General features: G+C 64.7%; 7 protein-coding genes. 3 read left to right on the top strand and 4 right to left on the bottom strand.

Annotated features, from left to right (window positions below; translation table 11 throughout):
* The 3 genes from V7E26_RS28395 to V7E26_RS28385 all read right to left on the bottom strand — a co-directional run.
* Positions 1–1,041: D-TA family PLP-dependent enzyme (locus tag V7E26_RS28395; protein WP_324422707.1), on the bottom strand; the 1,041-nt coding region annotated here is incomplete at its 3' end.
* 113 nt (positions 1,042–1,154) lie between these two features.
* Positions 1,155–2,969, bottom strand: coding sequence for an ABC-F family ATP-binding cassette domain-containing protein (locus tag V7E26_RS28390; protein WP_324422706.1), 1,815 nt, complete (start codon positions 2,967–2,969; stop codon positions 1,155–1,157).
* A gap of 3 nt (positions 2,970–2,972) precedes the next feature.
* On the bottom strand, positions 2,973–3,482 hold the full coding sequence (locus V7E26_RS28385; RefSeq protein ID WP_324422705.1) for a YaiI/YqxD family protein: 510 nt from the start codon (positions 3,480–3,482) through the stop codon (positions 2,973–2,975).
* Between the two features lie 153 nt (positions 3,483–3,635).
* On the opposite strand from V7E26_RS28385, the gene V7E26_RS28380 reads away from it, so the two are divergent.
* The 3 genes from V7E26_RS28380 to V7E26_RS28370 all read left to right on the top strand — a co-directional run bounded on the left by V7E26_RS28380 (position 3,636) and on the right by V7E26_RS28370 (position 5,511).
* On the top strand, positions 3,636–4,436 hold the full coding sequence (locus tag V7E26_RS28380) for a hypothetical protein (RefSeq protein ID WP_324422704.1): 801 nt from the start codon (positions 3,636–3,638) through the stop codon (positions 4,434–4,436).
* Between the two features lie 2 nt (positions 4,437–4,438).
* Complete coding sequence (locus V7E26_RS28375) at positions 4,439–5,044, top strand: 2-hydroxychromene-2-carboxylate isomerase (RefSeq protein WP_324422703.1); 606 nt, start codon at positions 4,439–4,441, stop codon at positions 5,042–5,044.
* A gap of 86 nt (positions 5,045–5,130) precedes the next feature.
* Positions 5,131–5,511 (top strand): rhodanese-like domain-containing protein, encoded by a 381-nt coding sequence (locus V7E26_RS28370; RefSeq protein ID WP_324422702.1) that lies wholly within the window; start codon positions 5,131–5,133, stop codon positions 5,509–5,511.
* 163 nt (positions 5,512–5,674) lie between these two features.
* Here V7E26_RS28370 and V7E26_RS28365 read toward each other — a convergent pair.
* Positions 5,675–6,868, bottom strand: a 1,194-nt coding sequence (locus V7E26_RS28365) for a xanthine dehydrogenase family protein molybdopterin-binding subunit (RefSeq protein WP_324422701.1), incomplete at its 5' end; no start/stop codon positions are given.

Raw genomic sequence — 6,868 nt, 5'->3', positions numbered from 1 at the left:
GATCTCGTCGCCGCGCACCATCACCACCTCGTCCATCATGTTGACGACGACGCAGACATGGTTCGGTACGATCCGCACGACGTCGCCGACCTTTGGCCGCGTGTTGCTGCGGGTGAGGTCGAGGAAGCCGTGCTCTTCGGCAAAGCGCGCGATCTTCGCTTCCGGATGTTCCAGGATCAGTCCGTAGCCATCGAGCCCGCCGCCGGGGTCCGAGGTCAGCGTCTTCGAGCCGGCGTCGAGAATGCCGCGGTCCGCACCGGCGCGGCTGACCACCGTCGAATAGATGTTGAGCGCGCAATCGTCCCATTCGGCGACGCCGGCCGCGACCTGCATACGGTCGTTATAGATATAGGTGCCGGGCCGGTGCTCGGTCGCGCCCTTGAGCTTGCCGAGGTTTTTCAGGTTCGGCGAGCCGCCGGTCGAAACCATCGCGGCATCGAGCCCGTGCGCGCGCACGCCCGCCAGCGCCTCGTCGTAGAATTTTTGCGCCTCGGCCCAGCCGGTCTCGGTCGGGTAGAGCATGAAGCCCGCGAACCGCAGGCCCTTGGACGAGGCGATCTCGTGCGCCAGCACGATAGCTTCGGCCGGCGTCTCGACGCCGGCGCGCTTGCGCCCGGTGTCGCACTCCACCACGACGTTGAGGATGCGCCCGGATGCAGCGGCCGCATTTGGCAGGTCCGCGACAACGACCGAATTGTCGGCCGCGACCGTCATATTGGCCTTGGCCTGCAGCGCGCCGAGACGCGCCATCTTCTCGTCGCCGAGCAGATTGTAGCTGATCAGGATGTCGTCGATCCCGGCCTCCGCCATCACCTCGGCCTCGCCGATCTTCTGGCAGGTGATGCCCCTGGCGCCGGCCGCGACCTGCATCTGCGCCAGCATCGGGCTCTTGTGGGTCTTGATGTGTGGCCGGTTGGCGACGCCGGCCTTGTCGCAGGCGACCTGCACCCGCGCGATGTTTTGTTCGACGCGGTCCATGTCGATGACGGCGCAGGGCGTGCCGTATTCGCGGGCGATTTTTGCGGCGAGTGGGGTGGTCATGGGGCTAACTCCAATTCGGTATTCCCGTCATTGCGAGCGGAGCGAAGCAATCCATTGCGCGGCATAACGGATGGATGGATTGCTTCGCTCCGCTCGCAATGACGTTGAAACGTCTATGCCTGCTCGATCTCTTCCCGCAAAACCTCCAGCTCCAGCCAGCGGTCTTCGGCGGTCGAAAGTTCTTCCTGCGCCTTTGCGATCGCAGCGGACGCTGCATCGAACCTCTTGCGATCCTTGGCGTAGAGATCGGGATCGTCAAGCAGCTTCTGCTGCTTTGCGATCTCGGCCTGCAATTTTGCCATCGTCTTCGGCAGCGTTTCCAGTGCATGCTTCTCGTTGAAGCTCAGCCGCCGCTTTTGCGCGGTCGAAGGCGCCGCCGGCTTCGCTTCCTTCTTTTCTTCGGCCGAAGGCGCCGCCTTGAGCGCTTCCCGCGTCAGGTCGCCGCCGCGCTGCGCCAGCATGTCGCTATAGCCGCCGGCATATTCGATCCAGCGTCCCTGACCTTCAGGCACGATCACCGAGGTCACGACGCGGTCGAGGAAGTCGCGGTCGTGGCTGATCAGGATCACTGTGCCCTCATACTCGCCGAGCATCTCTTCGAGCACATCTAGCGTTTCGAGATCGAGGTCATTGGTCGGCTCGTCCAGCACCAAAAGGTTCGAGGGCTTGGCCAGCGCGCGCGCCAGCATCAGCCGGCCGCGCTCGCCGCCGGAGAGCGCCTCCAGTGGCGTGCCGCGCTGCTCTTGCGCGAACAGAAAATCCTTCATGTAGCCGATGACGTGCTTCGGCTTGCCGCCGACGTTGACATGGTCGCCGCGGCCGCCGGTCAGGGCTTCCGCCAGCGTCGACTTCGGATCGAGGCTTTCGCGGTGCTGGTCGAGCGTCGCCATCTCGATATTGGCGCCAAGCCGCACGGAGCCGGCATCGGGCGGATCGTTGCCGATCAGGAGATGAACCAGCGTGGTCTTGCCGGCGCCGTTCGGGCCGACGATGCCGACGCGGTCGCCGCGCTGGATGCGGATCGAAAAATTCTCGACGATTGGGCGGTCGCCAAAGGCCTTGCCGATGTTCTTTGCTTCGATCACGAGACGGCCGGATTTCTCGGCCTCCGCCGCAGCGAGATTGGCGCTGCTGGTCGCGCCGCGATAGTCGCGCCGCTGGTCGCGCAGTGCATGCAGGTTACCGAGCCGCTTGACGTTGCGCTTGCGGCGGCCGGAGACGCCGTAGCGCAGCCAGTGCTCCTCGTTGACGATCTTGCGGTCGAGCTTGTGCTGGTCGCGCTCCTCCTCCGCCAGCACCTCGTCACGCCAGCCTTCGAAGGCGGAGAAGCCGCGGTCGATCTGCCTGATCTGGCCGCGGTCGAGCCAGGCGGTCGCGCGCGACAGGTTGGAGAGAAAGCGGCGGTCGTGGCTGATCAGCACCAGCGCGCATTTGCGGCTCTCCAATTCGGCCTCCAGCCACTCGATGGTCGGAAGGTCGAGATGGTTGGTCGGCTCGTCCAGCAGCAAAATGTCCGGCGAAGGTGCCAGCACCCGCGCAAGCGCGGCACGGCGGGCTTCGCCACCCGAGACATGCGCGGGGTCTTCGTCGCCGGACAGCCCGAGCTGCTCGACCAGATAGCGGGCCTGGTAGTGGTCGTCGCCCGGGCCGAGGCCAGCCTCGACATAGGCCAGCGTCGTCTTGTGGTCGCTGAAATCAGGTTCCTGCGGCAGATAGCGGATGGTGGCGCCTGGCTGCACGAAACGGCTGCCGCCGTCGGGCTGGACGAGGCCGGCGGCGATTTTGAGCAGCGTCGATTTGCCGGAGCCGTTGCGCCCGATCAGGCAGACGCGCTCGCCCGACGACACCGACAGCTCGACGCCCGACAGCAGCGGGGTGCCGCCAAAGGTCAGCCTGATGTCCTTCAACTGGATCAGCGGCGGCGCCATCGTCTAGCCCTGGTTCGGCGCAGGCAGGTCGGCCCGCTGGCGCTGGATGCGGCGGATGGTCTGGTCGAGCGTCGAGAGAAACGTGGAACGGTCGCGCGGCGCGAACGATCTCGGGCCGCTAGTCACTTCGCCGGATGAGCGCAGGTCGGTCATCAAATTGCGCACCGCCAGCGTCATGCCGATCGATTCTTCCGAGAACGGCTTGCCGTTCGGCGCGATCACCTCCGCGCCGGCTTTCACGCAGCGGCTGGCGAGCGGGATATCCGAGGTGATGACGATGTCGCCCTTGCCGGCGCGCTCGGCGATCCAGTCATCGGCGGCATCCATGCCGGAACCGGCGGCAATCCGCTCGATCAGGGGATCCTGCGGCACGCGGATGAAGTTGCCCGCGACGACGGTGACGGGCAGCCCGTGCCTGCCGGCGACGCGATAGATATCGTCCTTCACCGGGCAGGCGTCGGCATCGACATAGATGCGGATGGGGTTCTGGTCGGGCACTTCAGGATCGGTCAAATCTGCTTGGGTTCGGTCAGGTCTTTGTTGTCGGCGCGTGGTACCTCACCGGGCGGAAAAATGCGAGGAAAACAGCTGATGGAACATGCTTGCCACGGCACTTTCTTCGCGTACGATAACGGTCCGAAAGAACAAGAATATAGAGGAAACGGGATGACAAGCCGTATCGAGCCCCATCGGGTCTCGGCCTACAACACCTCAAAGCACTCCGAAAACAAGATGCACGATGACACCGTCGCGAAGCGTTATGGCTTCATCGGCGGGCTGGTGCCCGGTGTCGACGTGATGGCCTACATGATGCACCTGCCGGTCGAAAAATGGGGCCGCGCCTTCCTCGAACGCGGCCTGATCGAGGCGCGTTTCGTCAAGCCGGTATATGACGGCGAACTGACCGATGTCACCGGCGGAGAGAGCAACGGCGTGCTCGCGATCCAGGTCAAGAGCCGGGGCGAGCTTTGTGCTACCGGCACAGCATCGCTGCCATCAAAGGCGCCATCATTTTCGCTGTCCGACTTTGTCGACGTTGCGGCGGTATCCGAGCGCAAGCCGGTGGATGCTGCGTCCTATGCTCTCGGCAAATGGCTGGGAGCGATCCCGCGCACCTGGGCGGCGGACGCGGCCAGGGAGTATCTTTCGGATATTCGCGAAACCGAGGAAATCTACGCCAGGGAAGGGCTCGGTCATCCCGGCCTGTTGCCGCGGGTGATGAACAAGGTGCTGGTCGACAATGCCATCATGGGGCCGTGGATCCACGTCGGCACAACGATGCAACTGCTGTCGGCGGGGCGCATCGGCGACGAATTGACCGCGCGTGCCAAAGTCGTCGGCAATTACGACAAGAAGGGGCATCGCTTCGTCGAGCTGGACGCGCTCGTGGTCGGCAACGGCACGACGCCGCTGGCGCATTGCCATCATATCGCGATCTACCAGCCGCGCGAACAGGCGGCGGCGTAACCATGGCCATCACCATCACGTATTACCTGTCGCTCAACTCGCCCTGGACCTTCATGGGCAGCGCGCTGTTTGCCGAGATCGTGCAGCGATATGGCGCTGATGTCGACGTCAAGCCCTGCAAGTTCGGCCCGATCTTCGAGCAGACCGGCGGCCTGCCGCTGCCAAAGCGCTCGCCGCAGCGGCGCGCCTACCGCCTGATGGAGCTCAAACGCTGGCGCGAGGTCAGGGGCATTCCGCTCAACCTCGAGCCCAAGCATTTTCCGAGCGACGACCTCGCGGCGGTGCGCCTTGTGATATCTGCCAAACTGCAGGGCAAGGATGCGCACCTGCTGTCGCTGGAGTTCGGCCGCGCGATCTGGGAGCGCGAGGAATCGCTCGCCGACGCTGCTGTGATGGCCGCGGCTGCGCAGCGCGCCGGCCTCGACGCGGCGGCGCTGCGTGCCAACGGCCCGCCGGATGCCGAGCTCGACGCGCTGTACGAACAGTACACGCAGGACGCGCTGAAGGCCGGCGTGTTCGGCGCACCGAGCTACGTGTTGCCGTCGGGCGAAATCTTCTGGGGCCAGGACCGGCTGGAGCTCTTAGACCGCGCCCTCAAGATGGCTTGATTGATCGAGCCGCGCGCTGCCAGGCCGACGTAATGCGGCTGCAAAAATACGCTATGACCGGGATGTAGCGAGAAAAGGAGTACACCATGCCCAGTTCAGTCAAGGACCTGCTCGCAGCGGCGAACAGCTCGGTTCCGACCATCAGCCCACAGGATGCGAAATCCCTGATCGAGAGCGGCAAGGCGCTTGCGGTCGATGTGCGCGACGGCACCGAAGTGCAGGCTACCGGCAAGGTTCAGGGGGCGAAGCATGTCTCGCGCGGCATGCTCGAATTTCGCGCCGATCCTGAGAGCCCCTATTACGACAACGCGTTCGATCGGGAAAAGACCGTGATCGTCTACTGCGCCTCCGGCGGCCGCTCCGCGCTCGCCGGCAAGACGCTGCAGGATCTCGGCTACAAGGACGTGCGTAATCTCGGCGGCTTCAAGGGCTGGGCCGAGAGCGGCGGCCCGGTCGAGAAGGTGTGATCTTTCGGCTGGCTCAACCCTGTCGTTCCCCGCGAAGGCGGGGAACCCAGCACGCCGCGGCCCCTCGTTTAATTTACTGGCGTCTCTGGCATACTGGATCGCCCGCCCCTGTGCGCAATCGCGCACAAGGCGGGCGATGACAGCTGTGAGTGTTGTGGCAGTCCTACGCCGCTTTCGCCTTCGCGTCCTGGATCGCGCGCCACACCCGCTCCGGCGTCAGGGGCATGTCGATATGGCTGATGCCATGCTCGGACAGTGCGTCGACCACGGCGTTGACGATGCAGACGAGGCTGCCGGCGCAGCCGGCTTCGCCGCAGCCCTTGGTGCCCAGCGGATTGGATTTGGCGGGCGAGGGGTGGTCGCCGATCTCCATCGGCGGAATGTCTTCCGCCCGCGGCAGCGCGTAGTCCATGAACGAGCCGGTGATCGGCTGGCCGCTTGTATCGTAGCTGACCTGCTCCATCAGCGCCTGGCCGATGCCCTGCGCCACGCCGCCATGCAATTGTCCCGCGACGATCATCGGATTGACCACGGTGCCGAAATCATTGACCGCGAAATAGCGAATGATCTTCACCACACCCGTATCGGGATCGATCTCGACCTCCGCGACATGGCAGCCATTCGGGAAGGTGGACGGCGTATCCTTGGTGGCATGGTCGACGTCGAGTGACTGCGGCGCGCCTTCGGGCATCTTGCCCTCGCGCAGGCGTTTCGCCAGGTCCATGATGCCGATCGAGCGGTCGGTGCCGGCGATGGTGAAGCGGCCGCCGGCGAACTCGATGTCGCCTTCGGATGCTTCCAGGAGATGCGCGGTGGCCTGCTTGCCCTTTTCGATCACGAGCGCGGAGGCTTCCACGATCGCCTGGCCGGTCGCCGTGATCGAGCGCGAGCCGCCGGTGCCGTTGCCGAAGCGGACAAGGTCGCTGTCGCTCTGCTCGAGGGTGATCTTCTCGAAGGGCACGCCGAGTTGCGCCGACAGCACCTGCGCGAACGGCGTGGCATGGCCCTGGCCGTAGTCGAGCGTGCCGGTCGTCAGCTTCACCGAACCGTCGGGCTCGAAGGTGATCTTGCCGAGCTCGCCGCTCGGCGGCGCGGTGACTTCGAGATAGGAGCCGACGGCGATGCCGCGAAGTTTGCCATTCTTCTTGCTCTCCTTCTTGCGCCTGGAAAAATTGACGTGGTCGGAAATTTCCAGCGCCTTGTTGAAGACGCCGGCGAAATCGCCGCTGTCATAAGTAACGCCGCTCGCGGCTGCGAACGGCAGTTGCGACGGCTTGATGAAGTTGCGCTTGCGCAGCGTCAGGCGATTGATGCCCATCTCGTCGGCGGCGCGGTCGATCAGCCGCTCCATGTAGTA

It is taken from the genome of Bradyrhizobium sp., assembly GCF_036735945.1.
In the GTDB taxonomy this organism is placed as follows: Bacteria; Pseudomonadota; Alphaproteobacteria; order Rhizobiales; family Xanthobacteraceae; genus Bradyrhizobium.
Note: the sequence above shows the minus strand (reverse complement) of the source record. Positions and strands in the feature narration are given on the sequence as shown.